General features: G+C 59.9%; 22 protein-coding genes and 1 CRISPR repeat array (1 of these 23 cut by a window edge). Of the genes, 15 read left to right on the forward strand and 7 right to left on the reverse strand.

Annotated elements, in window-relative coordinates; all coding sequences use genetic code 11:
- Window positions 1-9 precede the first annotated feature (9 nt).
- Window positions 10-849 carry a tetratricopeptide repeat protein gene (locus GGU46_RS12625; RefSeq protein ID WP_183403888.1) on the reverse strand — a complete coding sequence of 280 codons (840 nt, stop codon included), beginning with the start codon at window positions 847-849 and terminating at the stop codon, window positions 10-12.
- 220 nt (window positions 850-1,069) lie between these two features.
- Entirely contained in the window at window positions 1,070-2,047 is a 978-nt protein-coding gene (locus tag GGU46_RS12630; protein WP_183403889.1) for a tryptophan 2,3-dioxygenase family protein, read from the reverse strand.
- Between the two features lie 475 nt (window positions 2,048-2,522).
- Here GGU46_RS12630 and sdaAB point away from each other — a divergent pair, with 475 nt between their 5' ends.
- From sdaAB to GGU46_RS12660, 6 genes are all read left to right on the forward strand, one after another.
- Window positions 2,523-3,203: an L-serine ammonia-lyase, iron-sulfur-dependent subunit beta gene (gene sdaAB / locus GGU46_RS12635; protein WP_183403890.1), complete on the forward strand. Its 681-nt coding sequence runs from the start codon at window positions 2,523-2,525 to the stop codon at window positions 3,201-3,203.
- 152 nt (window positions 3,204-3,355) lie between these two features.
- Complete coding sequence (locus tag GGU46_RS12640; RefSeq protein ID WP_183403891.1) at window positions 3,356-4,879, forward strand: TolC family protein; 1,524 nt, start codon at window positions 3,356-3,358, stop codon at window positions 4,877-4,879.
- 59 nt (window positions 4,880-4,938) lie between these two features.
- On the forward strand, window positions 4,939-6,381 hold the full coding sequence (locus tag GGU46_RS12645; protein WP_246398989.1) for an efflux RND transporter periplasmic adaptor subunit: 1,443 nt from the start codon (window positions 4,939-4,941) through the stop codon (window positions 6,379-6,381).
- Window positions 6,382-6,597: 216 nt separating this feature from the next.
- Complete coding sequence (locus GGU46_RS12650) at window positions 6,598-7,587, forward strand: NAD(P)H-dependent glycerol-3-phosphate dehydrogenase (protein ID WP_246398988.1); 990 nt, start codon at window positions 6,598-6,600, stop codon at window positions 7,585-7,587.
- A 449-nt stretch (window positions 7,588-8,036) separates the two neighbouring features.
- Window positions 8,037-8,432, forward strand: a complete 396-nt coding sequence (locus GGU46_RS12655) for a DUF4259 domain-containing protein (protein ID WP_183403892.1) — start codon at window positions 8,037-8,039, stop codon at window positions 8,430-8,432.
- A gap of 1 nt (window position 8,433) precedes the next feature.
- Window positions 8,434-8,862, forward strand: coding sequence for an EamA family transporter (locus GGU46_RS12660; protein ID WP_183403893.1), 429 nt, complete (start codon window positions 8,434-8,436; stop codon window positions 8,860-8,862).
- A gap of 81 nt (window positions 8,863-8,943) precedes the next feature.
- Here GGU46_RS12660 and GGU46_RS12665 read toward each other — a convergent pair whose 3' ends face one another.
- Together GGU46_RS12665 and GGU46_RS12670 are read right to left on the reverse strand one after the other, a co-directional pair.
- A complete protein-coding gene (locus GGU46_RS12665; protein ID WP_183403894.1) occupies window positions 8,944-9,378 on the reverse strand; it encodes a Fur family transcriptional regulator in 435 nt (144 codons plus the stop codon).
- Between the two features lie 460 nt (window positions 9,379-9,838).
- Window positions 9,839-11,905, reverse strand: a complete 2,067-nt coding sequence (locus tag GGU46_RS12670; RefSeq protein WP_183403895.1) for a tetratricopeptide repeat-containing sensor histidine kinase — start codon at window positions 11,903-11,905, stop codon at window positions 9,839-9,841.
- 152 nt (window positions 11,906-12,057) lie between these two features.
- Between GGU46_RS12670 and GGU46_RS12675 the strand changes: the two genes are divergently transcribed.
- Both GGU46_RS12675 and GGU46_RS12680 read left to right on the forward strand, forming a co-directional pair.
- Complete coding sequence (locus GGU46_RS12675) at window positions 12,058-12,918, forward strand: DNA/RNA non-specific endonuclease (RefSeq protein WP_183403896.1); 861 nt, start codon at window positions 12,058-12,060, stop codon at window positions 12,916-12,918.
- Window positions 12,919-13,020: 102 nt separating this feature from the next.
- Window positions 13,021-13,407, forward strand: a complete 387-nt coding sequence (locus tag GGU46_RS12680) for a 4-fold beta flower protein (protein WP_183403897.1) — start codon at window positions 13,021-13,023, stop codon at window positions 13,405-13,407.
- A 190-nt stretch (window positions 13,408-13,597) separates the two neighbouring features.
- Here GGU46_RS12680 and GGU46_RS12685 read toward each other — a convergent pair whose 3' ends face one another.
- From GGU46_RS12685 to GGU46_RS12695, 3 genes are all read right to left on the reverse strand, one after another.
- Window positions 13,598-13,822, reverse strand: coding sequence for a hypothetical protein (locus GGU46_RS12685; RefSeq protein ID WP_183403898.1), 225 nt, complete (start codon window positions 13,820-13,822; stop codon window positions 13,598-13,600).
- Window positions 13,823-14,063: 241 nt separating this feature from the next.
- Window positions 14,064-14,486 (reverse strand): hypothetical protein, encoded by a 423-nt coding sequence (locus GGU46_RS12690; protein WP_183403899.1) that lies wholly within the window; start codon window positions 14,484-14,486, stop codon window positions 14,064-14,066.
- Between the two features lie 536 nt (window positions 14,487-15,022).
- Entirely contained in the window at window positions 15,023-15,901 is an 879-nt protein-coding gene (locus tag GGU46_RS12695) for a S24 family peptidase (RefSeq protein ID WP_183403900.1), read from the reverse strand.
- Between the two features lie 142 nt (window positions 15,902-16,043).
- Between GGU46_RS12695 and GGU46_RS12700 the strand changes: the two genes are divergently transcribed.
- The 7 genes from GGU46_RS12700 to GGU46_RS12730 are packed head-to-tail and all read left to right on the forward strand — an operon-like array spanning window position 16,044 to window position 20,519.
- Complete coding sequence (locus GGU46_RS12700; RefSeq protein WP_183403901.1) at window positions 16,044-16,265, forward strand: hypothetical protein; 222 nt, start codon at window positions 16,044-16,046, stop codon at window positions 16,263-16,265.
- Window positions 16,266-16,267: 2 nt separating this feature from the next.
- A complete protein-coding gene (locus GGU46_RS12705; protein WP_183403902.1) occupies window positions 16,268-16,570 on the forward strand; it encodes a helix-turn-helix domain-containing protein in 303 nt (100 codons plus the stop codon).
- Complete coding sequence (locus GGU46_RS12710; RefSeq protein WP_183403903.1) at window positions 16,567-17,187, forward strand: hypothetical protein; 621 nt, start codon at window positions 16,567-16,569, stop codon at window positions 17,185-17,187. The genes GGU46_RS12705 and GGU46_RS12710 overlap by 4 nt, the downstream gene beginning before the upstream one ends.
- Window positions 17,188-17,192: 5 nt before the next feature.
- The gene (locus GGU46_RS12715) at window positions 17,193-17,876 is read left to right on the forward strand and encodes a hypothetical protein (protein ID WP_246398987.1); all 684 of its coding nucleotides are present in this window, start codon (window positions 17,193-17,195) and stop codon (window positions 17,874-17,876) included.
- Window positions 17,877-17,878: 2 nt separating this feature from the next.
- Window positions 17,879-18,715, forward strand: coding sequence for an adenine nucleotide alpha hydrolase family protein (locus tag GGU46_RS12720; protein WP_183403904.1), 837 nt, complete (start codon window positions 17,879-17,881; stop codon window positions 18,713-18,715).
- 12 nt (window positions 18,716-18,727) lie between these two features.
- Complete coding sequence (locus GGU46_RS12725; RefSeq protein ID WP_183403905.1) at window positions 18,728-19,771, forward strand: hypothetical protein; 1,044 nt, start codon at window positions 18,728-18,730, stop codon at window positions 19,769-19,771.
- Window positions 19,734-20,519 carry a hypothetical protein gene (locus tag GGU46_RS12730; protein ID WP_246398986.1) on the forward strand — a complete coding sequence of 262 codons (786 nt, stop codon included), beginning with the start codon at window positions 19,734-19,736 and terminating at the stop codon, window positions 20,517-20,519. The genes GGU46_RS12725 and GGU46_RS12730 overlap by 38 nt, the downstream gene beginning before the upstream one ends.
- Before the next feature lie 136 nt (window positions 20,520-20,655).
- A CRISPR array of direct repeats spans window positions 20,656-26,761; the repeat unit is 37 nt; unit sequence GTTTCAATCCGTCTTCAATCCGGAATAGCCTAGTAGG (it continues 505 nt past the right edge of the window).

Genomic DNA, 26,761 nt, shown 5'->3' on the forward strand with positions numbered 1-26,761 from the left:
CAGTAGCTATTACCGACAATTGCTCTTCTGCAGCCGCCGGATTTCCTTTTCCATGGCTGGAGTATCGCCCCACTGCAGGGCCTGCTGGAAGGCTTGGCAGGCGCCGGTCTGGTCTTGTAGCTTCAATTTGGCTGCTCCAATGGCGCGGTAGATCTGACCTTTGTCGCGGGGGGGAACCAGGCGCAGGCACTGCTCATAGTCGGCAATAGCTGCGGGGTAGTTAGCCGCATCTGCATAAGCCAGGGCTCGGTTAGCATAGGCGCTGAGGTAGTGCGGGTTTACTTGAATAGCGGCCGTAAAATCAGCGGTGGCGGCGGCGTAGCGCTTCTGGCCGTAGCGCAGCCAGCCCCGGTTCAGAAACGACACGGAATCCTGGGGGGCTAGTGCAACCGCACGCGTCAGGTAGCGGCTGGCCTGGGCGGTATCGGCCTGCTGCATGTACCAGAAGCCCGCCCGGCTATTGGCAAAGGCATTGTTGGCATCCAGGGCCAGAATGCGGGCATTTGTTGCCAGAGCACCGGCGTAGTCCCGGCGCAGGCTTTGCCCGTAGGCTAGGCTACCATAGTACCGGATCAGGGCCTGATTGCCAGCATCGTGCCCCTGGCCTAACTGCCGGAACCGCTCAGCCTCGGCCGTTTGACCTTGGTGCTGCAGGCAGGCGCTGAAACCGTAGTACACATCGGCCAGCGTTGAATCCAGGAGCCAGGCTCGGTTGAAGCGCTTGATGGCCACCACCGGGCTGCTGGAATGCAGGTAGCGCCAGCCGAAGTTTACGTAGGCATGAGCCGCGGCCCTAGGGGTGTTATCCTCTCGCAGTGCGGTAGCAACAAACTGGCGGTCGGCGGCCATCTGCTCAGTAGTTTTTGTTTGGCCACCAAACCTAGGCACCTCATGGCTGGACCCACGGGGCTGCGCCAGTTGCTGAAGCGTTGGGCGGCTTGTGCTTTGTGCCAAAGCCAGGCCGGGGAATAGCAGGCATAGGAGTACTAGTATTCTCATGTGACACAGTGAATTAGTGCATAATAAAAACGGCGGAGCTATTGCTCCGCCGAATATACATACAGCTTTTTTACTCCCCGCCCAGCACGCTTTCCACCCAGCCTTTGCCCCAGTCTTCCAAATCCTGCGCGGTCCAGAGCTGGGGGTAGAAGATGCGGCGCTGAAACTTGGGAGGCAGGTACTGCTTCCAGTTGGTGCCCCCGGTGGCGGCAATGGCCTCGGGGCGGCGCTCCAGGTAGCGCACCGCCGACTTGTAGTGCATCAGGGGCCAATTTACATTCACGCACACATCCAGCTGCTTGAGCTGGCGCAACAGGCGCGGGTGCTCCTGGCCGGTGGGGCCGGGCGGCAGGCGCTGCACCACGGCCCACACGTTGCGCCCCTCAAAGTGGCGGGCGTGCTCCAGCAGCTTGTCGGCGTACTTCTTCTCAAATTCCACCAGGGTAAGCGCCTTGGCCCCGGTTTCCACCACCGTCGCCCCCGATTTCCAGTAGATGCAGCCCATCAGCTCGTCGTGGGCGGCGGCCTCGCCCAGCAGGCGGCGGCGCTCCTCGGGCACGAGGTTGCTGAGGCTGGTACTAGCCAGCTCAATCATGCGGTACTGCACGCTCTGGAAGCCCGAGGCCGGCATCAGGGCCATCCGGAACTCCAGAAACTGCTGCTTATCCATGCCGTCCACCATCACATCAAACGAGTCGATCAGGTTTTCGAAGTAGCGGTTAATCCGGCCCACGCGCAGCACTATCTCGTCCACGGTGGGGGTAGTGAGGTCGCCCAGCTGCTCGTACTCGCAGAGGCAGAGCTGGAAGTACAGCTCAGTTATCTGATGATAGATGATGAAAATCTTCTCATCCGGAATCTTGGTCAGGGGGCGCTGCAAACTCAGCAGGGTATCCAGCTGAATGTAGTCCCAGTAACCCAGGTAACGGGTGTGGTACAGGCCTTCGAGGTAGGCGGCCAGGTCCTGGTCGTCGGCGGAGTAGCGTTCCTGCAGGCGCCGCAGCTGCGCCAGCACCGCAGGCGAGAATTCAGATTCCGGAGAGGTCATAGGAGTAGGGCGGAAGGGTACTAGGCTGCAAAGATGGTGATTTGGATGATGGGGTGAGGAGGTGAGGAGGTCAGGGGAAACGGGCGGCAGACTTCTGGCCGGCGGCCAGGCGTCTGCCCGCCGGCCAATGGGGCAAGTCTCCCGACTTGCGGCCGCCAACGGCGGCCTCCTCGCGTCCGCGCCGTGTGGGTCGTTGGCAAACTCCTACCCCTCTTCCGGCATTAAAGATCACCGGCACGACATGCTCGCGCCGCTAGCCTTCGTTGTCAGGTTCTAAGCCAGCCGCCGGGTACGCCCACACGGCCCACACGCGAGGAGGCCGCCGTTGGCGGCCGCAAGTCAGGAGACTTGCCCCATTGGCCGGCGGGCAGACGCCTGGCCGCCGGCCAGAAGTCTGCCCGCCCGTTTCCCCTGACCTCCTCCCCATTTACCTCCTCACCTCCTCACCATTCCCCCCATCACCTATATTTACGCAATGGCAGAGAAATCCAGCATTTTCGATATGATTGGGCCCGTAATGATCGGGCCCAGCTCCTCCCACACGGCCGGGGTCGTGCGCATTGCCCGCGCCGCTATCCGCATCCTGGGCAGCAGCCCCACCCACGCCACCATCACGTTCTACAACTCCTTTGCCCGTACCTACGAGGGTCACGGCTCCGACCGCGCCATTGTGGCCGGCCTGCTGGGCATGCCCACCGACGATGTGCGCATCCGCGAGGCCTTCGACCACGCCAAGGAAGCCGGCCTGCAGTACACGTTTCAGGGGATAGGCAATGCCTCTACCATGCACCCCAACACCATCCGGCTGCAGCTGCGCGACGAGCGGACCGGCCAGGCCGTGGAGGTTATCGGGCAGAGCCGGGGCGGGGGCGTCATCCGGATTGTGGAGGTAGATGGCTTTCCGTCGGACTTCTCCGCCTCCCTGCATACGCTCATCATCGACGCCGACGACGTGCCGGGCTCCATTGCCTTTATTGCCTCCGTCATTGCGCATGATGAGTGCAACATTGCCACCATGTTCGTGTCGCGGAAAGGCAAAAACGACGCGGCCCGGCAGTTCATCGAAATTGACTCCGGCCTGCGCGACATCACCCTGGACTACCTGCGGCAGCTGCGCTGGGTGCACCGCGTTACCTATATTCCTACTATTGACTAACTAAGCGCCCGGCCGCTCCGGTTAAGGGCAAATTTCACCGGGTTGGTTGATTTCTGTCCATGCTACGTCGGCAGACTGATACCTTTGGTGGCCAGGGCCACCGCGCCGGACTGCGGTGTCTCCTACCTGTTACTGCCTCATTTCCTCTCCCTATGAAGCGTTTTTACTGGCTGCTGATGAGCGTGTCGGCCGGATTGCTGGCCGACGGATCGGCGCGGGCCCAGACTACGACGCCCACGGCTCCCGCCCAGCCCCCGGCGGGTACGCTGCGGGCCGCAACTCCTACCGGGCCCTGGACCCTGCAGCGGGCCATCGACTACGCCCTGCAGAATAACCTGACGGTGCGCCAGCAGCAACTGACCTCGGAGCTGCAGAACGCCACCCTGCGCCAGAGCCGGGCCGCCCTGCTTCCCTCGGCTAATATCTCCGGCACCCAGGCCTGGAACTACGGTACCAGCCTCGACCCCCTGACCAACGACTTCGTAAGCCAGACCATTCGCTCGAACAACTTCTCGGCCAACTCCCAGGTGACCCTGTTTTCGGGGTTTCAGCTGCGCAATACGGTCAAGCGCAACGCCCTCGACTCGCAGGCCAGCGGCCTGGATATTGAGAAGTCGCGCAACGATCTGGCCCTGAACGTGGCCTCGGCCTTTCTGCAGCTGGTACTGGCCGAGGAGCTGGTGCGCACCAACGAGGTGCGCGTGAGCAGCACCCAGGCCCAGGTAGAGCGCACCCAGAAGCTTCTGCGGGCCGGCTCCATTCCGGAAAGCAACCTGCTCGATATTCAGGCCCAGCTGGCCAGCGACGAGCTGAACGTGATTACGGCCCAGAACCAGCGCGACCTGGCCCGGCTCTCGCTGACCCAGCTACTGAACCTGCCTTCGCCCACCGGATTCCAGATTGAGGTGCCCCCACTGGCCGACCCCGACGATGAGCCCCTGCTGGAGGCCGATCCCGACGGCACCTACCAGACGGCCCAGAGCCTGCTGCCCGAAATCAAAGCCGCCGACCTGCGCGTGCGCTCGGCCCAGAGCAGCCTCGATATTGCCCGTGGCGGCTACTACCCCCGCTTGGCGTTCGGGGCCGGTATTTTCACCGGTTTCTCTTCTTCGCGGCTGGCGCGGGTGTTCAACGGCGACTCCACGGATGCCGTGGCGGTGCCCGTATTTCAGCCCGGTACGGCCGGCCAGCCCGTGCCTTCGCAGTACTTTCTGCTGCAGCCCAAGCAGGCCATTCCGGAGCTACTGCCCTCCAGCTTTTCCAGCCAGCTCAAGGATAACCTGGGTAAAAGCCTGCAGTTTTCGCTGCAAATCCCGATTCTGAACGGCCTGCAGATCCGCACCGGCGTGCAGCGGGCCCAGATCAATATTCAGCAGCAGGAGCTGCGCGCCGAGCAGACGCGCCTGCAGCTGCGCCAGAGCATTCAGCAGGCCTACGCCGACGCCATTGCCGCCCAGCGCCGCTACCTTTCCTCGCGCCGCCAGGTGGAGGCTCTCACCACGGCCTACCGCAACGCCGAAATCCGTTTCAACAATGGCCTGCTCAACGGCACGGAGTTCAACATTGCCAAGAACAACCTCACCGCCGCCGAATCGACCATGATTCAGGCCAAGTACGAGTTCATCTTCCGCCGCAAAGTGCTGGATTTCTACCAGGGGCGTCCCATTCAGCTGTAATAAGTAAACAAGGGAAGAAGAGTGGTACGAAGAGATACCCGCTATTCACTTATTTACTCATGCGCTCATTCACTCATTCACTCATTGATTTTATGCGAAATAACCGCACCCTGTACATTCTGCTGGCTATTGTACTGGTACTGATTGGCGGCATCGTGGTGGCGAAAAAACAGGGCTGGATCGGTAAGCCGGCTGGCACCGAGGTGCTGGCAGCCAAAGCCGCGCCGGCTACCATTGTGGAGAAGGTCAGCGCCTCGGGCAAAGTGCAGCCCGAAACGGAAGTGAAAATCTCGCCCGACGTTTCGGGTGAAATCACGGAGCTCTACGTGGAGGAAGGCGACTCGGTGCAGAAGGGCCAACTGCTGCTGCGCATCCGCCCCGATAACTACCAAGCCGTGGTTAGCCAGCAGAGCGCCGTGGTAGGCACCCAGCAAGCCAACGTGGCCCAGAGCCAGGCTCGCCTGCAGCAGCTGATTGCCAGCGCCCGCCAGACCGAGCTGACCTACCGCCGCAATGCCTCGCTCTACAAGCAGAAGGTGATTTCGCAGGCCGATTACGAAGCCAGCAAGGCCGCTTACGATGCCTCCCAGGAGGAAATCAACTCGGCCCGCCAGAACATCCGGGCGGCCCAGAGCAGCGTGCGCAGCGCCCGGGCCGGCCTGGAGGAAGCTCGTCGTAACCTCGATAAAACCACCATCTACGCCCCCGTAAGCGGCACGGTAAGCAAGCTCAATGTGAAGAAGGGCGAGCGGGTAGTAGGTACCTCTCAGATGGCCGGTACCGAGATTATGCGCATTGCCAACCTCAACAACATGGAGGTGCGGGTAAGCGTGAACGAAAACGACATCATCAACGTGGATTTGGGCGACTCGGCCGAGGTGGAGGTGGACTCCTACGCCAGCCAGGACCAGAAATTCCGGGGCATCGTGACGGCCATTGCCAACACGGCCAAGGACGCCCTCACGGCCGAAGCCGTCACCGAGTTTGAAGTGCGCATCCGTCTGCTGCCGGAATCTTACCGCAACCTGACCCGCACCATCAAGGGCCGCACGGTGGTGCCGTTCCGCCCCGGCATGACGGCTTCCGTGGACGTTATTACCAACCGCAAAGCCAACGTGCTCAGCGTGCCCCTGGCCGCCGTTACGACCCGCTCCGACAGCGCCCGCACCGCCAAGGATGACCAGAAGTCGGCCCCGACTGTGCGCGTGGGCCGGGGCGGTAGCGGCGGCGCTACCCCCGCGCCGGCCGCCGGCCCCAAGGACGACGTGCAGGAAGTGGTGTTCCTAATCCGCAACGGCAAGGCCGTGCTGACGCCCGTGAAAACCGGCATCAGCGACTTCCAGAACATGGAAATCGTGAGCGGTATTCAGGCCGGCGACCAGGTCGTGAGCGGGCCGTTCCGGGCCGTATCCAAAACCCTCAAGGATGGCGCCCTGGTGGTTATCAAGGATGTTAAGACCCTCGACAAAGCCGCTTTGAAGGAAGACGGCGGGGGAGAGTAAGCTTCTCGATAAGAAAAGTTACTGGCTCAGCTTGAGCCGCTAACCCCTGCCGGAAGGCCGCTCTTGCAGCACGCAGGGGCGGCCTTCCGTTTTTTTTACCTAAGATTGACGTAGCGGTGAGATGATGAGTTTGTCGTTCAGGTGACACGGTTCTGCGCCATCTGAACGATAACCTCACCAGCTCACCAATCCACCACCTTCCCACTTTCCCACCCCTTGGAAAAAATAGCCATGCTTGGCGGCGGCTCCTGGGCCACCGCGCTGACCAAAATTCTCGCTGAAAATGGCAGCCGCGTCCACTGGTGGATGCGCAGCAAGGACGACGTGCAGCACCTGCTGCGCACCCGCCACAACCCCCGCTACCTCTCCTCCGTGGCCCATGACCTGAACCGCGTATTCCCGACCACCGATCTGGAAGACGCCGTGCGGGAAGCCGACTGGCTGGTGCTGGCCGTGCCGGCCGCCTTCGTGCAAAGCACTCTCGATAAGCTGGACCGCGACGCCCTGAAGCATAAGCGGATTATTTCGGCCATCAAAGGCATGATTCCGGGCAAGAACGTGCTGGTGACGGATTACGTGGCCGAGCGGTTTCGGCTTTCGCACGCCCGCCTGGGGGTAGTGGCCGGCCCCTGCCACGCCGAGGAGGTAGCCCTGGAGAAGCAGAGCTACCTCACCATCGGCTCGCCCGACGCGGAGCTGGCCGAGGACTTTAGCCGCCTGCTGCGCAACCGCTACGTGAAGGCCAATCCCGCCCAGGACCTGGATGGCATTGAATACTGTGCCGTGATGAAAAACATCATTGCCCTAACCTGCGGCATTGCCCACGGCCTCGGGTACGGCGACAATTTTCAGGCCGTGCTGGTCAGCAACGCGGTGCAGGAAATCCGCCGCTTCGTGCACGCCGTGAACCCCCAGCCCCGCGACCTCTCGGCCTCCGCCTACCTCGGCGATTTGCTCGTAACGGCCTACTCGCAGTTTTCGCGCAACCGCACCTTCGGCAGCATGGTGGGCCGGGGCTACTCCGTGAAATCGGCCCAACTGGAAATGAATATGATTGCCGAAGGGTACTACGCCGTGAAAAGCATCTATGAAATGAACCGCAAGCTGCAGGTGAACATGCCCATCACGGCGGCGGCCTACCACATCCTCTACGAGAAGATTTCGCCCGCCATTGAGGTGGAGCTGCTGAAGGAGAAGTTTAAGTGAGAAGCTGGAAGCGGTATTGGCAGTTTGCTGCGACGAACTGGATAAACTGTGTTTGTCTGGCCGGTGCCACCTATATCGTTTGTGTAGGGGCCGCTATACTAGAAAGTGGGAGCAGGTTTAACCTCTACGAAAATGTTGTTCTAGGGCCTCTGCTCATTATTCTAGGCTATGGAATTGTAGTGTGGCCCCTTTTTCTGGCAGCAGTACTAGGGCTCGATACCTTGATTTACCTGGGTGTGACGAGCGGCTCTTTTCCCTCTCAGCAGAAAACACTGACTGGTGGGCTACTCCTGGAATGCCTCATCATTGGTAGCCCGTTCATCTACTGGGCTATTACTCAAGACTACCCCCTTTGGTATTTTCTCGTAACCGTATTTGTTTCATCACAGCTGCTATGGCGTAATAAAATCTTAAAGCGACTGATAGCGCGACAACCCTAATTTTAATACATGGCCACCTGGGACTACCATAATTTCGACAACGATGCCGCGGCCGACCTGGCCGAGGAATTCCGCAGCAACCCCAACGAAGCGCTGCTCTACGAAGTGCTGGCCACCGCCGCCGAGGCCGAGGAAGAGCTGGACGAGGAGGAAGCCAGCCAGGCCCTGGCCGCCGCCGAAATCGTGGCGGCTATTCACGGGCACCCTACCCCCGATTTTCTACCGGGCCTAACCCTGGCCGTGAATGGCATGGAGGCCGATGAAGACCTGGCCGAACTAGCTCAGGAAGCGGTAGAAGCCGTGCTGAACAGCTCGGCCCTGCAGGCCCGCTGGGCCGAATCGGCGGAGTATGAGAACTGGCAGCAGCTGCAGCAGGAACTGCTGGCCCGTTTAGCGGCCGAGTAGCATGCAGTGGCTTCTGCTGGCCCTGCTCACGGCCCTGTGCCTGGCCTTTTATAACTTCTTTATCAAGCTGGCCGCCGACCACATTTCGGCGGCGGCGGGCGCGGTCATTCTGCAGCTGGTGGCCGCCGCCTTGGGCGGCCTGTGGCTGCTGTGGCTGCGCCTGAAAGGGCAGCCTCTGGAGGTAAGTGGTAAGGGAGCTGGCTTGGCTATTGCCGCCGGGCTGGGGGTAGGCCTGGCCGAAATCCTGACGTTTGTGGTATTCAGCCGGGGCGTGCCTTCTTCGGTGGGTACGCCGGTGATTGTGGGCGGCTCGGTGCTCCTGACGGCCGTTTTGGGCCTGGTAGTGCTCCGGGAGGCATTGTCATGGCCACAGGCTTTGGGCCTGGTCAGCATTGTGGTAGGCATTGCCCTGCTGGCCCGTGGGCACTAGCAGGGGGGTAGGAACTAGTGCAAACAGAAAGGCCCGCCGGATAACCGGTGGGCCTTTCTGTTTTTCGGCAAAAGAAAACGGCTATGCCGACCCCTGGCACTGCTGGCACACCCCGGCCAGCAGGTAGTCGCGCGACTCCACCCGGAACCCCTGGGGAAGCAGGACAGGCGGAATGGTCACGTGGTCGAGGCAGTAGGTGTGCTGGCACTGGGTGCATTTGAAGTGCACGTGGTCATCGGAGTGGGCGTGCTCGCTGCAGTGGTCAGAGCAGGCCGCGTACCGGATAACGTCGGTATTGTCGATAACCCGGTGAATCAGGCCTTTCTCCTCAAACGTTTTAAGGGTCCGGTAGAGGGTAATCCGGTCCGTATCATCGCCCAGGGCCTGTTCCAGCTCGTGGCTGGTAAGGGCAAAAGGAGAGCCGGCCAGTAGCCGCAGTACCCCACGCCGGACCGGAGTCTGGCGCAGCCCGTGCTGGGCCAGCACGGAAGTAAGGGAATCAGCAGAAGCTTTCATGATCCTGCAAACATACGGCACATTGTGTCGCGTTCCGTGGGGTAAAGTAATCGGGGGCCAATGCCCAAAGGCCAGAGCGGATAGCTCTGGCCTTTGGGCATTGGTTGTGGAAAAGGAACGGGAACGGTTTCGGAGGCAGGAGCAAGGACATCCTGACTACCGGAGGGATAAGCAAATGTGCGGGGCCTGTGCCTTGCCGGCAAGGTCAAAATAGCCCTGATTGTGACAGGGCGGCTTCCTGCCAGTGCGGGCAGGAAAGACGACCTCAAAAGCATCAGGCCAGGTTTGCGGCTGCCTAAAGCAGAAAACAGACAGCAAAAAAATACGATTTGTGACATGAGCAGCCCGCGCGTGCTACCAGGAAACAGCCGCCGTCCGAAGGCTCCCGCTAGCCGCCGTAAGCCTCCCGGTCCCCCAAAACGAGAGCAGCAGCGCGCACTTGGTAGTAGCGCGGGGCGCCTCAGGTAGCCGCATCCAGGGGCAGCGGCAACGTAACCATGTACTCCGTGCCCTGCCCCGGCTGACTGGTAGCCGTAAGCTGCCCCTTGAGCCCCCTGGTAATCAGATCATAGCTCAGGGGTAGGCCCAGGTCAGAGGAGCCGTCCCGCTCGGGAAAGCGCTGAAAGAGCGTGGTCATTGCTTCGGCCGAGAGGCCGGGGCCGTTGTCGCGCACCAGCAGCTCCACCGTTTCCGCGGTGCGGCGGGTGTGCAGCTCTACCTGGGGGACGTAGTTATCCTCGGCTTCCGCTGCGGCCTGGCGCTGCAGCACGGCCTGCAAGGCGGCGCTGAAAATGCCCACCAGCGCCCGCCCGATGTCTTGCCGGACTACCTGCACCGAGCCCACCGCCGGATCAAGGCGCAGCAACAGGGCCGCGGTGAAGTAGCGGTTCTTGGCGCGCAGGTCGTGGTAGGTTAAGCGAAGATATTCTTCGGCCAAAGCATTGAGCTTGGTGGGTTGGCGCGGCCCGCTGCCATCCTGGGAGTACTCCAGCATACCCTGCACGATGGAGTCGGCGCGCTGGGCAAACTGCAGGATGCGGGTCTGGTTCTGCAGCAGATTCTGCAGCATCTCATCCAGCAGCTCCCGCTCGTAGGGGCGCGTTATCAGCCGGGCGACTTCGTGGCGCAGCTCGGTGCAGAGCTCGGCGCTGATGGCGGCAAACTTGCGCGCGGAGCTTACCGGGGTCTGAATTTCGTGGGCCACGCCGGCCATCAGTTCGCCCAGCGAAGCCATTTTCTCGCGCAGCACTAGCTGGCTCTGGGTTATTTTCAACTCTTGCAGAGTCCGGGCCAGGTTGTCGCGCTGGGCTGTTAGCTGCCGGGCCTGGTGGGTTACCTGCTCATTGAGGCTCTGCAGGCGCTGGTTGGCCCGCTGCTGCTGGCGGTTGTTGCGTCCCAGCAGCACGGATACCAGCAGCAGCACGGCTACGCCCGCCAGCAGGGCGGCCGTCCGGATCTGGCCGGCCATCTTGTCCCGTTCTTCCTCCAGCTGGCGCAGGCGCTGCTGCTCAGCAAAACCGATGGCATCGAGCTGCTTGATCCGCTGGGGGTTGTGCAGGCTGTCCTGGGCCATCAGCAGCAGGCCCATGTATTTGAGGGTGCTGTCGGGCTGTTGCTGCCGGCCAAAGGCCCGCGTCAGTAGCTTGCTGTTGCGCACAATCCCCACCGTGAAGGGCAGGGACTGGCCCAGTACCAGGGCCTTACGGGCGTAGTAAATGCTGGAATCCGGCTGCTGACGGGCGTGGTAAAGCTCGGCCATGTACTGGTAGGAGCGACTGGCGCTGCGCCGGTCGTTTTCGGGAGCGGCTGCCCGTACGCTCTGGCGGTAAAAGCGGAGCGCCGCCTCCGGCCGGCCCAGCGCCACCTGTAGCAGGCCCAGCTCGCGCAGCACGTAGGGCGCGGGCGTGCCCCAACAGCTCTGGTGCAGGGTCCGCGCCCGGCGGGTCAGCGCCCAGGCCCGGTTCAGAAAGAAGGCGGCTGAGTCGTAGCGGCCCAGGCCAACATAGCTGGCGCCCATGTTCGTGAGCACGCTAACCAGCTGGGAGGTATCAGCGGTGTGAGCCTGCTGATACAGGCGCCAGGCACGGGAGTAGTACTGCAGGGAGGGCCGGTAGTCATCCAGCGAAAAATACAGCAGCCCCGTTTGGTTGAGGGTGCGGGCCGTGCCTTCCAGATCATGGCTGACCTCATTCAGGTGCAGGGCCTGCAGATCGACACGCAGGGCCTGGGGCAGATTCCCCCGCTCACCCAGCAGCAGAGCAATGCGGGAAAGACAGCGCCCTTCGCCTTTGCGGTAGCCAATACGACGAGCCAGCGCCAGCCCCTGCCGGGCGTACCACTGCACCGAATCGAAGCGTGAATAGCGGTACGTTGCCGCCAGATCGGCCAGCAGCAGCGTACGGGCCGTGTCGGAGGAAGCGTGGCGTAGCGCCCGTTGCAGCACGCGGGTTTGCGGGCTTTGAGCCCATCCGGCCGAACTCGTGAGCACGACGGCCGCCAGCAGCAACCCCAGGAAGCGTTGAATCATGGGGGAAGGTACGCAAGGGAAACGGCGCCGAAAAATCCAGCACCGCGGCTCCGCTCCCTGGCTGGCCCGGGCGTTGCGGCCCTGGCTTGGGTCAGGCCAGCGGCTCCCTGCGGCACGGAGCCATACTCGGCCCGCCGAGCTACCTTTGCGGCATGCGTTTTCTTTTTTCTCTGCGACGGGGCGGGAGCCGCGCCCTGGGGCTGGTGGCTCTGGCCGGCACCTGGTCCTGCTCATCCCCGGACCCTGCCCCGGCTACCGAATCGGAGCACCTGACCCTGGGCAACCCCAGCGGGGCCACGGCCGACGTGCAAATGTCGTCTAACTACCTGCTGATCAAGCCCCAGTTTGCGCTTTCCTACCACCGCAACCAGGGCAAACCCAATTGGGTAAGCTGGCACCTGACGACCCGCTGGCTGGGCAGTGCCGCCCGCCAAGACAACTTCCGGCCTGATACCCAGCTGCCCACTACCTGGTACCGGGTGACGAGTGCCAGCTACTCCGGCTCCGGCTTTGATCGGGGCCATAATTGCCCCTCCGCCGACCGCACCAGCACCACCGCCGATAATTCGGCTACCTTTCTGATGACCAACATGATGCCCCAGGCCCCGCGCAATAACCAGCGCACCTGGGCCGGGCTGGAGGAGTTTTGCCGGCGTCAGCTTCAGAATGGTACCCACGAGCTGTACGTGGTATGCGGCAGCTACGGCCGGGGCGGCACCGGCTCCGAGGGCTACAAAACCACCCTGGATCAGGGCCGCGTAACCGTGCCGGCCCACGTATGGAAGGTGGTGGTGATGCTGCCCACCGGCGACGATGACGCCGCCCGCGTGACGGCCAACACCCGGGTGATTGCCGTTGCCATGCCCAACGACAACAACCTGACGGCCAGCTGGGAAGAATATCGCACCAGCGTAGATGCCATTGAGGCCGCTACGGGCTACGATCTGCTTTCCGCCGTGGCGCCGGCGGTGCAGCAGCAGCTGGAGCGCCGCATCGATCAGGGACCTATCTAAAGCCAGGCTTTAGGAGCTGGGCGCCTGTCGCTGGCTAATTGCATGGTTCCGACGGGGGGGAGGAAATCCGGTTGGGGTGGGGCGCTCGTTTATAGCGCGAATATGAAGCCCCACTCCATGATTCCGCTGTATAATGCTACCGGTACGCCGGTTGCGTACGCCGATGATGCCTGCCAGGCCATTTACGATGCCAAAGGAAATATAGTCGCGTGGTTTGAGCAGGAGCTGCTGTACACGGTGCAGGGGCGTTACCTGGGCTGGGTGCAGCACGGGTGGCTGTACGACCGGTGCGGCCGGCCCGCCTTGTTTGCCGAAAATGCTACGGGTGGGCCCGCCCGCCCACCCCTGGGCCAGGCGGCCGTGGCCCCGCCCCGCTTCCGGCTGGCGGCTTTGCCCCACCCACTGCCGCGCCGCCAGCCCCGGCCGGCCCGGCGCTGCCGCACCACGGAATGGTCTCCGTTGTCAAGTATCACTTATTTTGTGCAGTAGCCGGCTTTGCACCGGATGCTCCGGCTGCCGCAACGGTGCTGGAGCAGCGCCCGGTTTCTAGGGGTGCCGGGGGAGGGCACGCATGTATCGTTCGGCTGGTGCTACACCGCTCCTATCAAGCCGCCAGGGGCTTTGGGAAGCGGCAGGGGGTAGGAAGCCCAACTGCCGGTCCTTCAAAGGAAAAACCGAACTAGTGCTGCTGCCACTGGCCGGCGGCCTTAATCAAGGCCTCGGCTCCCGACACGGAACGCTGGTTAAGCAGATCCAGGCACGTACGCTGCAACTGAATATCCTGCACAAGGGTAAGCGGCTGCTGGGAATAACGGGCCGATATAAGCTGGGCCAGAAGTACGGCAGCGGTAGAAAATTGTTCCTCGTGCAAAGCGGCACGAAAAGCTACTTCGGTATCTGACATCAAAAGAGAAATTAAGCTCTTCTGACGGGGCAATAAACATACCAAAGTACAACTGCAGCCCCACGTCCCTTGGCCGGATTCGGCGGGCGCACGAGGTCAGCTGTTGGGGCCAGCACGCTCGGGCTAAAAAGAGACTGTAGCGAAAAGGCCCATGCGCCGATTCCAGAATCTCGCCTGGGAACCGCGGGTGGCTACCCGTACAGTCTTTGAAACGCAGCCCAACCGTACTAGGTAGGGTTGGTCAGTTGGTTTGATGGAGCCACGCTGCAGCCTGCTGAGCATCGTTAAAAACGCGGTACACCAGCACTCCTTCGCGCTGCACGCCCTGCATCAGATTACTCAGCGACAGGCGCGCAAATACATCCTGGGGTAGAAGCACGGCCGCAAGCATCTCGCGCTGTAGCGCGTGAGAAACCGTTAGCCACTGCTCCCGAATCCAGTGGCTTTCTTCCGGGCTGAAAGGCGTCAGCAGGCGTTGGTTGGCCAGCATCTTGTTCCAGCCGCGGCGTTTGAGCAGGTTCTCCAGGTGGTTCAGAAAGGCCTGAAACGTGCTGAACTGACGTTGGCCGGCATTGTAATCTACTACCACATAGCCGTCGGGATGCTCATATAATCGGCCAATGGGATTTTCATAGTATAGCGGAAGACCTGCTAGTTGAAGCATAGGGTGGGAGGGGGCGAAAAGGAGCGGAAGAAGTTGTGCAAGGTACGGCATAGGGCCTTTTGCATCAACGATAAAGATTGCCGAGCTGGGGCCGGCGTCGGGCGTAGAGGCTGCCCTGGCTTCCCAACCCCGTCGCGCCTTGAGCAAGATCTGCCCCAAGCTGCCCCCTCAGGACCTAATGGGGGGGCCATCCTCGTTACAGCGCGGCGGGTACCCATAGCTACCTTGGGAGCCTAGCCGGCCGCGCTTCACTGGCTGGCATAGCTTGGGCTGTCAAATACCAGATTCTCCCGCCGGTTGTGGGGGGAGATGGCAAAGGCCCAATCGATAACCTGCGGGCCCTGCAGTACAACGTAGGGTAAAGGCCGCGTATCCGGGCCCGCAAAGCGCACTAAAAAAACGCCTTGTAAACCACTGATTTACAAGGCGTTTCCGTTCTCTTTGAGCCCCCTGCCGGGATCCATCTGACCACGCCGAAATGCTCGGTAACTATTGCTTTATCAGGCGCTTACATATAAATAAGTGCCTGTCCATTTTTATAGGGTAGCGTCAGAGGTAGCGCCTTCCTCCAAATGTCGCCGCACGGTGCCCTTATCGAAGCCCAAGGCCTCAATTACCTCCCACAGCCGCTCCACCGTCACGTCGGGCGCGCTGGGTAAGTAGGTGCTGATGTAGCCCCGTACCCGCCATAGCTCCGTAATGTCCGAGGCATCCAGCGGGTAAGGCCGGCGGTGCGGGTTGTCGGAGTGTAGTACCACCTCGTCGGCTTTGCTGGTGATGCGCGCCCGGATGCGCTTGAGCATCACCGATTCCGACGTGACGACCACGTAGATGTCGTCCGGCACCAGCAGCCGCCAATTATCCACGTAGGAGCACACCACAATGTCGTTGTGGTTCAGCGTGGGCTCCATGGAATCCCCCGCCACCTCAAAGGCCCGGAACTTGCCCCGCTCAAACTTGGGCAAGCGGTAGCGCGGCAGGTCTTTCACGAATACGGCCTCGTTGTGCTGCACCGTGTAGCCGGCCTGGGCCGATACCGGCACCAGCTCCACGTTGTCCTCGCCCTCGCGGTCCACCGTGACTACCAGCACCCCGCCACTATTCACCGCCGCTTGCTCACCAGCGGCTGCTCGCTGGCGCGCCGACGCTGGAGTACCGCTCCCTTCGCCCCGCAGCATGGGCCCCTGACCCAGCATCAGCCACTCCGGCGATAAATCCGGCCACTGACGCAGGAAGTCCACCAAAGTAGGATAGCTGGGCTCCGAGCCTTTCAGGATGTTGTACAGCTTGCTGGTCGTGCTATATCCCAGTTTCTGGGTAGCACTGCTGGCGTTCAGGCCGTAATGCCGCAGCACTTGCTGCACCCGCTGGACTATTTCAGGCCTTTTTTCAGCCTCAGTATCAGGGGTTTTCATTTCGTTTACTGTTTTGATGTATATTTTGCTTTGTGATGTAAGTATATTTACATCACAAAGCAACGGTCTTTCGTAGGCAATATACAAATATACAGGAAACAGCATGGAACAAAAAGAGAAAGAAACGGGAATATTGCAGCAAGTGCTACAAAAGCTTGGCCGTAAGCACACTGTAATAGCAGACACGCTGGCCCGCTTAAAAGAGCGCGGGGTCAAACTCAGCCAGTCCCGCCTCTACCAAATCATTGCCGACGACGAGGCGCGTAAGGAGGTAGTGGATGTATTTCTGGAAGTAGCCGAAGAGGAGTTTGCCCGTCGCCGACAAGTGCAGGAGCGGGCCCGCCAGCTCATTGCCGAAGCGTAGCCATGCAGGCCGTTATCATCATTCCCGAAACGGAGTGGCGCGCCCACCTGGCCCGCCTCGACAAGCTGGAGCAGGCCGAAGCTGCCCGCACCATGGCCACCACCGCCAAGCCTGACCAGGTGCTGACCACCGCCCAGGCGGCTGCCTACCTCGGCCTTTCCGTCAGTGCCCTGCTGCGGGCCCGCCGCGCCGGCCGCCTCCAGGGGGTGCGCCTCAACGAAAAGGATTGGGGCTTCCACCAGTCCGTGCTCGACGCCTACCCGCGCCGCTACTATCGTCCTACCCTGCAGGTAGCCGCCGCGTGAGCCCGACCGTCATTTCCCTGTTCGACCACTCCGGCCGCTTCGTGGAGCCCTGGGCCGCCGCCGGCTACACCTGCTACTGCGTGGATGTGCAGCACCCGCCCGGCCAGACGTGGATGGGCAATGTGTGCCTGGTCGGCGGCGACGTGCGCCGCTTCGTGCCCCCGGCCGGCCCGGTGGCTTTCGTAGCGGCCTTCCCGCCCTGTACCGACCTGAGCAACGCCGGTGCCCACTTGTTCAAGGTCAAGGGCCTGCGGGCCCTGGCTGCCTCCCTGGACCTGGTCGGCGCGGCCGATGACCTCTGCCACCAGCTGGGCGCGCCCTACTTCATCGAAAACCCGCGCGGGCAGCTGCGCCACTACTTCGGGGAGCCCTGCTACCAGTTCGACCCGTGCGAGTACGCCGGCTGGCTGCCCGACCCCGGAGTTGAAGCCTATACCAAGCGCACCTGCCTCTGGACCGGCCACGGCTTCCGGATGCCCGAGAAACGCCCCGTCTTTCCCGTCAAGGGCTCGATGGTGGATAAGGTGCCTCAGTCAAAGAACCGCGCCAACCTGCGCAGCCTCACGCCCCGCGGCTTCTCGGCCGCAGTATTTCACGCCCACCACTACGCCCTGTAACCCGCATGAGCACCCAACTCGCCCCCCTCGTTGGCCCTGAGGCCGCCCAATCCATCATCCGCATCCAGAAGGCGAAAATCAAGGACTACCAGCTTATCTGTGAATTTACGGAGCAGCGCGACCAGGATGCCCCGCCCCGCAGCTTTACCCTCACCAGCCTGGAACTGGTGCACCCCGACCTGCAGCACCGCTTTTCCCGCCTCGTGCCCCACTTGTGCCTGCTCTGTGAGCAGCTGCCCGAAACGCCCGACTTCTGGCCCCAGGACGAGGCGGAGGAACTGCCCTACCACTTTGACAACTTCACGGTAACAGGCCTGAGCATCGGCCACAGCGGGGGAGGGGTAACACTCATCGGCCGGCGCCGCCTTTCCGGGAACCGGGTGCTCAACCTCACCAGCCCCTACGTAGCCTACGAGGACGAAAACACGGAATACGGCTACGTGCGGGCGTTAGAATCGGCAGTGCTCGATGCATTGGAAGAAGTAGAAGCCGCCCTGCGGGGCAAGCACAGCGACGCCGGCAAGCAGCTGGATTTATTCGAGCAGGAGTCCCCGGAGGACGCCCACCAATTACTAGCTGAAGCTAACGCTTACCTGACCGAGCCGCAGCCCACTACCGACGAAGCCGCGGCCGGGGAGCAACCCCAGCCGACTGTCAAGAAGCGCAGCCGGGCCAAAAAAGCGGAGTAACCATGCAGCACATTGTATGTTTCTCCGGCGGCCACAGCTCCGCCCTCGTCGCCCTGGCCGTGGTCGGCCGCTACGGGCGCGGCTCAGTAACACTTCTGAACCACGACATCAACCCCGAGAAAGAGCACGCCGACATCAAGCGGTTCAAGCGGGAGGTAGCCGCCTTTCTGGGCGTGCCCATCACCTACGCCAACCTTGGCGGCATCACCGACCCCCAGCAGCTGCCCGACCAGTTCCAGGTAAGCTTAGCCGCCAAGGCCTTCAAACAGCCCGGCAACGGCAACGCCTTCTGCACCCACGAGCTGAAAACCAAACCCTTTCACGCCTACCTCAACCAGCACCACCCGCCGGGCCAGGCCGTCATCTACTACGGCTTCGATGATGACGAGCAGGAGCGCATCAACCGGCGCCGCCACATTCTGGGCGCGATGGGCTACGCTACCTGCTTTCCCCTGGCCGAGTGGCTCGACACGCTGGAAAGCACCACGGAGGTAGGCATTGCCCCGCCCCTGACCTACGGCGCGTACAAGCACGGCAACTGCGCCGGGTGCCTGAAAGGCGGTATTCAGCACTGGTATGTCACCTTCTGCCACCGCTCCGACGTGTATGCCCAGGCTGAGGCCACCGAGGCAGAGCTAGGCTATACCATCAACCGCAGCCGGGCCTACAAGCGCGTACGCCCGCTGCCCCTAACCGAGCTGCGCCCGGTTTTCGCGCAGATGCAGGCCGATGGGGTGCCCGATACGGAGCATTACCCAACTGGTAAATTCTCCTGGGACTTGCGCCGGTATCAGGTGGAAGGGGCCGAAATCCGCAAGCCATGCGAATGTTCCTTCTGACGACGTGGCCCCGTGAATTTCATCCTCCACACCATGGCCGCCCACCAACGGCTGAGCACCCGCCCCGAAGCCCGGCCCCACCACATGAGCCTATACTGGGCTCTGTTCTACCAATGGAACGCCGCCCGCTTCCCCGAAGCCCTGGCCCTGCACCGCGCCACCACCATGCAGGCTGCCCGCATCGGCAACAAAGACACCTACCTAAGCGCCCTGCGCGACTTGGAGGCGTGGGGCTTGCTGGCCTACCAGCCCAGCCACAGCGGCGGCAGCACGGCCCGGCTACGGGTGCTCGGCGGGGCAGGGGAGGCTGGCCCAGAAGTAGGCCAACCTAAACCGGCCAGTCGGCCCGGAAGTGGGCCAACTCAACCCGCACCAGTTAGCCCAGAAGTGGGCCAACGGTCAGCCCAAAACTGGGCAAACCCAGGAGGGGAGGTCGGCCCGGAAGTGGGCCAACACTCCTTGTATAATAAAACAGGTAGTAGTACAAATAGTGAAAACACGGGTGCCGCCACCGCTCCGCACCAAAAAAAAATAGAGGTGCTGGAGGGCGAAGGGCTTTCAGGGGCGGAACTGCTGCCGAACGACACCGCCCCGTCCAACGGTGCAGGCCCGGCGCAGCCGACAGCCCCCAAAAAGAAAGTTGCGCCAAAGAAAAAGGGCCCGCAGGCCGAAACCATCCGCAGATCCGCCACTGCCCCGCCGGGCGATGCCCGCCGGAACGGCTGCACTGCCTTCCCCGAGCTGCCCTTCAGCCAGAGCCCTATTGCCGACGTGTCGGCCTTCATTCAGGCCTTCCAGGGCACCGACTACGAGCTGGCCGACCTACGCCACTACCACCAGCTGGTAGCCACGTGGCGCGACAAGAAAACCGGATTAGAGCCCACCCGCAAGGATTGGGTTGCCACCGCCAAACGATTCATGCTCAATGACGCCGCCGATAACCGCCTCAAACTCGCTCCCAACGTCCAGCGCCGCCCCGATGGCTTCCTCCAGCAGCAGCCCCCGGCCGGAGACTTCTTTGCTGCAACTGGCTTCCGCTCCAAGTACGACCGGTAGCCACCTGGCCAGCACCCCCAACCCCAGTGCCCGCCTGGCCCTGGCCGAGCTGTCGGTGGGGCTCACCGTGGCCCAGGCCGCCGCCGCCCCCAAGCTGTTCCAGCTCAAAAAGCAGGTAGGGGAGGACGTGGTCATAAAGCTGCTGGTGATTGTGCTGCGGGCCTTTGTGGACAGTGTCCGGGTTGCCGAAAAGCCCGACGCGGCCGACATTCTGGAGCTGGCCGACACGCTGGCCCAGACCTACACCCACGACAGCGTCAAGGACATTATTCTGGCTCTGAAAGAAGCCCGCACCACCGGCACCCGCTTCTTCAACGCCCTTGACCCGGCCACCATCTACGGCATCATCAGCAAGTATTTTGACCGCAAGGCCCGCACTCTCGAGAATCAGCACCTCGACCGGAAAGCTCAGGCCATCAGCCAAGAGGCCGTAGCCCTCCGCCAGCTGCAACTGGCCGCCCCCCAGCTCGTGCAGAATGTAGCCCTGATGATTCCCGACCGCCACCCCAACGCCCAACACCTGCGCGACAAGCTCACCCTTATCAAGCAGAAGCACCGCCGCGGGCTGCTGAGCATGGAGCAGGCCGCGCAGCAGCGCCACGAGGTTCAGCAGGCCATCAACCGCAACCCCCGGCCCGATTGGCAACCCGCCGAAGCCGCCCAGCAGCAGATAACCCGGCGCCACCAGCAGGCCACCCGCCGCTTCGCCGACAAGCTGGGCCTCGACCCTAAGCACCTGGGCGCATGAACACCCTGCGGGGGCTGACACCACACGAATTCATCTGTGCTCTGTGGCAAAAGAACCCGTCTAGCTTAAGCCGAAACCCAACCCACCTCACGCTGGGACTATACACCTAGTTGGCTCTGCAAACCTAGCGTGGTACGTTTCAATCCGTCTTCACTCCGGAATAGCCTGGTGAGTCGAATCAGTCGCGGGCCTGGGGTACCTCCTTCATGCAGTTTCAATCCGTCTTCACTCCGGAATAGCCTAGTAGGCCCGGTAATCCAGCAGCCCGAACGTCGATTCCGGCACGGGTTTCAATCCGTCTTCACTTTGGAATAGCCTAGTAGGGCGGTCGGGGGTATCAGCCGGCGGTACAATCAGCCGTTCGTAGGAAAGTTTCAATCCGTCTTCACTCTGGAACAACCTGGTAGGGGTCGCTTCTCTGGTTTCACTGGTACTTGTTTCACTGTTTCAATCCGTCTTCACTCTGGAATAGCCTGTTAGGGAGCTGAATCCAGATATCCATTGCCTTGATGTCGTCCAGTTTCAATCCGTCTTCAATCCGGAATAGCCTGGTAGGAGGATGGCGGCGAGGTATCGCAGCTCTGGACCGTGGAGTTTCAATCCGTCTTCAATCCGGAATAGCCTGGTAGGTACTGAGCAGGTAGGGTAGCCGGCCGGCAAGGGAATGTTTCAATCCGTCTTCAATCCGGAATAGCCTGGTAGGGCGATGGCATTTGGTCGGACTATGTACTTGTCTGCCTTGTTTCAATCCGTCTTCAATCCGGAATAGCCTAGTAGGACTGCTCAGCACCTTGATTTTGTCACCAATCGGGTGTTTCAATCCGTCTTCAATCCGGAATAGCCTAGTAGGTGAAAGTTGGTTTTGAGCCGTTCCAGCTCACAGAAGAGTTTCAATCCGTCTTCAATCCGGAATAGCCTAGTAGGGTCGCCGGCAGCTGCAGGCAGTGCAATTTCAGAGCAAGTTTCAATCCGTCTTCAATCCGGAATAGCCTAGTAGGCAATACCGGGACCACGGTAGAAGTATCCCACTTCGAGTTTCAATCCGTCTTCAATCCGGAATAGCCTAGTAGGCACCGCCGCAGCTGCGGCAGGATCTGCCGGCGAGAAAGTTTCAATCCGTCTTCAATCCGGAATAGCCTAGTAGGGTAGGCGGTCTGATCGTTGCGGGCGCAATGTTCAGTGAGTTTCAATCCGTCTTCAATCCGGAATAGCCTAGTAGGGTCAATGGTAACTGCGGGAGCGGCCATGAGTCAGAAAGTTTCAATCCGTCTTCAATCCGGAATAGCCTAGTAGGCTTGGCGGCCCGGATGATGCCGGCAATCAGCATCTGCTGTTTCAATCCGTCTTCAATCCGGAATAGCCTAGTAGGTGAGCAGTTGCCCAATGCCGGCGCGGCTGCCCTGCAGTTTCAATCCGTCTTCAATCCGGAATAGCCTAGTAGGGCCTTCGTGGTGGGCCTGGAGCTGTCGTTTCGTCTGGTTTCAATCCGTCTTCAATCCGGAATAGCCTAGTAGGCGCATAGGCCTGGGACAGGTAGGCTTTAGCCTCTTTCAGTTTCAATCCGTCTTCAATCCGGAATAGCCTAGTAGGCTACTGGCAGCCGTGAAGCGGGTTGGTCTTTTCACCAAGTTTCAATCCGTCTTCAATCCGGAATAGCCTAGTAGGTCCAGGCGCAGGTTCAGGCCCCAGTTGGTGTTGGACTGGGTTTCAATCCGTCTTCAATCCGGAATAGCCTAGTAGGGGAAAGCCAGAACTGCCAGGGCGGGCAGGTGGAGTACATGTTTCAATCCGTCTTCAATCCGGAATAGCCTAGTAGGCGGCAGCCGGTCCCGAAACTCGGTAATACCCGCAATGGGTTTCAATCCGTCTTCAATCCGGAATAGCCTAGTAGGACAAGGCAAAAACCGCGTTTTCGGCACCGTAGGGCAAGTTTCAATCCGTCTTCAATCCGGAATAGCCTAGTAGGTTACCAAACGAAACCGTGTTAAGCAATGCCAAAACCAAGTTTCAATCCGTCTTCAATCCGGAATAGCCTAGTAGGCTTACAGCTGCTACGCATTGATACAGAAAAGGCTATAGGTTTCAATCCGTCTTCAATCCGGAATAGCCTAGTAGGAGCGTAACGGCTTCCTTGGTTTCTTTTACCGAGGCATGTTTCAATCCGTCTTCAATCCGGAATAGCCTAGTAGGCCGTGCTTTCCGAAGGCCGGAACACAAAGCGTACTTTCAGTTTCAATCCGTCTTCAATCCGGAATAGCCTAGTAGGCCGCCGGATTTCAGCCGCCGTCTTCTCGGTAGGATTGTTTCAATCCGTCTTCAATCCGGAATAGCCTAGTAGGCTGGCCGTGCCGCAGCTGCTGAGTCAGTTCTACTACTTGTTTCAATCCGTCTTCAATCCGGAATAGCCTAGTAGGACCCCGTTTGGCCGGCTACTCCAACAATCAAGTCGAAGTTTCAATCCGTCTTCAATCCGGAATAGCCTAGTAGGGCCGCCGCCCGCGCGGCCAGCTATGCCCAGGCGGTCAGGTTTCAATCCGTCTTCAATCCGGAATAGCCTAGTAGGGACCAGTTGCTGGTGCACCGCCGCAACGTGGTATCCGCGTTTCAATCCGTCTTCAATCCGGAATAGCCTAGTAGGATGTGCCGTAGCTGTCATCGGCAGTTCGACTATGCGTTTCAATCCGTCTTCAATCCGGAATAGCCTAGTAGGAGACTATGCCCAGACGCCCGCGCCCGAACTGCTCATGTTTCAATCCGTCTTCAATCCGGAATAGCCTAGTAGGGATGCGACGACGTTCTCAGTATTAGGCGGGAATCAGAAGTTTCAATCCGTCTTCAATCCGGAATAGCCTAGTAGGTAAGGATGGCAACACCATTCTGATCTACCACATGGAATGTTTCAATCCGTCTTCAATCCGGAATAGCCTAGTAGGTGGCTCCACGTAATTAGCTACTGGCCCGAAACGTTTCCGTTTCAATCCGTCTTCAATCCGGAATAGCCTAGTAGGTAGTGGCCGCTGCATGCTCTGTAAAAATCACAGACCTGTTTCAATCCGTCTTCAATCCGGAATAGCCTAGTAGGAGCGCATGAAGATTGTGGGCTTTCAGCAGGCCATCAAGTTTCAATCCGTCTTCAATCCGGAATAGCCTAGTAGGGATGCTCGGCGACCGGGCCAACGCCAGCAAGGACTAGTTTCAATCCGTCTTCAATCCGGAATAGCCTAGTAGGCGGGAGCACCTACCCCGACTGGGCCGGCACCTACGAAGGGTTTCAATCCGTCTTCAATCCGGAATAGCCTAGTAGGAGTAGGGCTACGCCTGGCTGACGGAAGATGAGCAACTGATTGGTTTCAATCCGTCTTCAATCCGGAATAGCCTAGTAGGATCGTGGAAGGGCTGGGTAAGCTGGAAACCAAGATTGAGTTTCAATCCGTCTTCAATCCGGAATAGCCTAGTAGGCTCGGCACCGGGTACTGGGTGCGGCCCGGGCGGGCCTGTTTCAATCCGTCTTCAATCCGGAATAGCCTAGTAGGCCCCAGCTTCGAGGGCGGTGGCTTCGAGTAGGGCAAGTTTCAATCCGTCTTCAATCCGGAATAGCCTAGTAGGCACCATTCGAACCATCAGCCGTGCCCTGTCGCTGCTGGTTTCAATCCGTCTTCAATCCGGAATAGCCTAGTAGGCTGGCCGTGCCGCAGCTGCTGAGTCAGTTCTACTACCTGTTTCAATCCGTCTTCAATCCGGAATAGCCTAGTAGGGCTGTAGCCGCGTGGCTGCTGCTGTTTGTGGTCGATTGTTTCAATCCGTCTTCAATCCGGAATAGCCTAGTAGGTAGATTACGAAAAGCTAGCTGGAGCACTTAAAAAAGGTTTCAATCCGTCTTCAATCCGGAATAGCCTAGTAGGTTTGCTGCTGGGTTTCCAGCGTGCTCCGGCCATAGTCCTGCTGTTTCAATCCGTCTTCAATCCGGAATAGCCTAGTAGGGCTTACCTACCACCCGTACCATGCTTCCCATTCAAGTTTCAATCCGTCTTCAATCCGGAATAGCCTAGTAGGATGTGCCGTAGCTGCCACCGGCAATTTGATTACGCGTTTCAATCCGTCTTCAATCCGGAATAGCCTAGTAGGGCCAGGTCCAGAGCGGTGAGAGAGGCCATAGTCAGAGCTGAAGTTTCAATCCGTCTTCAATCCGGAATAGCCTAGTAGGGGCGAGTGTGGTAGCTGCTACGCTGGTGAGCCTTGCGCGTTTCAATCCGTCTTCAATCCGGAATAGCCTAGTAGGGCTGGCCGAGCTGGGCATCCGCGTCATTGAAAACATGTTTCAATCCGTCTTCAATCCGGAATAGCCTAGTAGGCCTTCGTCGGGACTGGGATGCCAAGCAACAGCGCATGTTTCAATCCGTCTTCAATCCGGAATAGCCTAGTAGGACTACCCCTGCCTGATGCCCAGCCTACCCAAGTCCAGGTTTCAATCCGTCTTCAATCCGGAATAGCCTAGTAGGTTCCTTCCAGCTCAGCCAGCCGATTGACTGCCTCCGAGTTTCAATCCGTCTTCAATCCGGAATAGCCTAGTAGGCGTTGCAGCGGGCCCTGGGCTACCTGCTCCACGGCCAGTTTCAATCCGTCTTCAATCCGGAATAGCCTAGTAGGTTCAGTGTCGCCTTATAAGGAGACGAATAAGACGAAGTTTCAATCCGTCTTCAATCCGGAATAGCCTAGTAGGTGGAACTGGGCAAAAACTCTGCTGGCCCCTTTCAGTCGGTTTCAATCCGTCTTCAATCCGGAATAGCCTAGTAGGCGCGTGACACTGCCAGTGGATACCTTCCCAGCTACCTGGTAGTTTCAATCCGTCTTCAATCCGGAATAGCCTAGTAGGCCAGTTCTGTCAACTGCTCCGGGCGCAACACGGTGTTTCAATCCGTCTTCAATCCGGAATAGCCTAGTAGGGCCGTTGGCGCCTTCGCGCAGCACGTACACCACTTCGTGTTTCAATCCGTCTTCAATCCGGAATAGCCTAGTAGGCGACTTCTATACCTTGGTAGAAGTTGAGGTGGAAAAGTTTCAATCCGTCTTCAATCCGGAATAGCCTAGTAGGCCTGTCAGGCGGGTGCGCAGCTCGTTGTTGCCTTCGCGTTTCAATCCGTCTTCAATCCGGAATAGCCTAGTAGGAAGCATCCGAGGTTTGGTCGCTGAAGCGCTCCACCGTCAGTTTCAATCCGTCTTCAATCCGGAATAGCCTAGTAGGGCACCTCCCTGGCGCAGGAAGCGGCCATCAAAAACGAGTTTCAATCCGTCTTCAATCCGGAATAGCCTAGTAGGCGCATAGGCCTGGGACAGGTAGGCTTTAGCCTCTTTCAGTTTCAATCCGTCTTCAATCCGGAATAGCCTAGTAGGCTACTGGCAGCCGTGAAGCGGGTTGGTCTTTTCACCAAGTTTCAATCCGTCTTCAATCCGGAATAGCCTAGTAGGTCCAGGCGCAGGTTCAGGCCCCAGTTGGTGTTGGACTGGGTTTCAATCCGTCTTCAATCCGGAATAGCCTAGTAGGGGAAAGCCAGAACTGCCAGGGCGGGCAGGTGGAGTACATGTTTCAATCCGTCTTCAATCCGGAATAGCCTAGTAGGAGGCCCGGCCCTGCTGGGCCAGCTGCTGACCTACCAGCCGGTTTCAATCCGTCTTCAATCCGGAATAGCCTAGTAGGGGAAGATCAATCATCCCTATACCGTTGTCAACCTAGGAGTTTCAATCCGTCTTCAATCCGGAATAGCCTAGTAGGTGGGCACTACCCGCCCGAAGATTTCAATAAGCACCAGGTTTCAATCCGTCTTCAATCCGGAATAGCCTAGTAGGACTGTCCCTGTGGATGGCGCTATGCCCCCCGTAAAGGCGTTTCAATCCGTCTTCAATCCGGAATAGCCTAGTAGGCGTACTTTTTGCTTCTGGCCTTGTTGCCGCCAGCGTCGTTTCAATCCGTCTTCAATCCGGAATAGCCTAGTAGGTGAAAATAATCCAGTAACATTGTGAAACGACTACGTGGTTTCAATCCGTCTTCAATCCGGAATAGCCTAGTAGGGTAGGAAGAAAACCCGTGGCGATGCTCACACCGCCACGGATGTTTCAATCCGTCTTCAATCCGGAATAGCCTAGTAGGTTTGTCGCCTGCTGAGGCAAGCGCCTACACGGCTGCCGTGCAACAATTTGTTTCAATCCGTCTTCAATCCGGAATAGCCTAGTAGGCACCGGCCCGC

The organism is Hymenobacter latericoloratus (assembly GCF_014199535.1).
GTDB classification, from domain to species: domain Bacteria; phylum Bacteroidota; class Bacteroidia; order Cytophagales; family Hymenobacteraceae; genus Hymenobacter; species Hymenobacter latericoloratus.